A 958-nucleotide genomic window follows, 5' to 3' on the forward strand; every position below is an offset into this window, starting at 1 on the left:
CGACGGGCGCACGCTCGCGGCGACGATGGCCGCGCCCGCGAGCGTCCCCTCGGCGCCGGAGGCGGCGATGGACGGCTACGCGGTCCGGGCCGGCGACACGTTCGGCGCCTCCGACCGATCGCCAGAAGTCCTGCGCGCCGTCGACGAGGAACCGACCGAGGGCACCGTCGGCCCCGGCGAAGCCATCCGGGTCCACACCGGGAGCGCGCTTCCCGAGGGCGCCGACGCCGTGGTGATGATCGAACAGGTCGAGCCAATCGCCGACGAGGTCGAGGTGTTCGACGCCGTCGCCGAGGGGGAGAACGTCGCCGCCGCCGGCGAGGACGTGGAGGAAGGTCAGCACCTCTACGACCCCGGCCACGTCCTGCGACCCTCCGACCTCGGCCTGCTGAAGTCCGTCGGCGTCACCGAGGTCCCAGTCTTCGAGAAGCCCGAGGTGACGGTGATCCCGACCGGCGACGAACTCGTCCAAGCCGACCCCGGCCCGGGCGAGACGATCGAGACGAACGGGCTCACCGTCGCGCGGTTCGTCGAGCGCTGGGGCGGCAACGTCACCGAACTCGATCCGGTCAAGGACGACGAAGCGGCGCTAAAAGAGGCGATCCACTCGGGACTCGACGGCGAACTCGTCGTCACCTCCGGAGGCTCCTCCGTCGGCGAGCGCGACCTGCTCCCCGAGGTGCTCGAGGACCTCGGCGATATCGTCGTCCACGGCGTCGCGCTCAAACCCGGCCACCCGTTCGGCTTCGCGGTCTGTGAGGGAACGCCCGTGCTGATGCTGCCGGGCTACCCCGTCGCGACGATCGTCAACGCCGTGCAGTTCCTGCGGCCCGCGATCAAGCGCGCGATGGACGCCCCGCTGCCGCCCCATCCGACGACCGAGGCGCGGCTGGAGCGGAAGATCGCCAGCGAGCCCGGCGTACGGACGTTCGCACGCGTCCGGCTGGAGGAGCGCCCG

Annotated in this window: 1 pseudogene (running past one end of the window); it reads left to right on the top strand. The window is 71.9% G+C overall.

Annotated features, from left to right (window positions below):
* Positions 1–958 (top strand): annotated as a pseudogene (locus ACFR9S_RS12350) (molybdopterin molybdotransferase MoeA) (its annotated part continues 169 nt past the right edge of the window); the annotation flags it as partial.

Source organism: Halolamina salina, assembly GCF_042678005.1.
GTDB classification, from domain to species: domain Archaea; phylum Halobacteriota; class Halobacteria; order Halobacteriales; family Haloferacaceae; genus Halolamina; species Halolamina salina.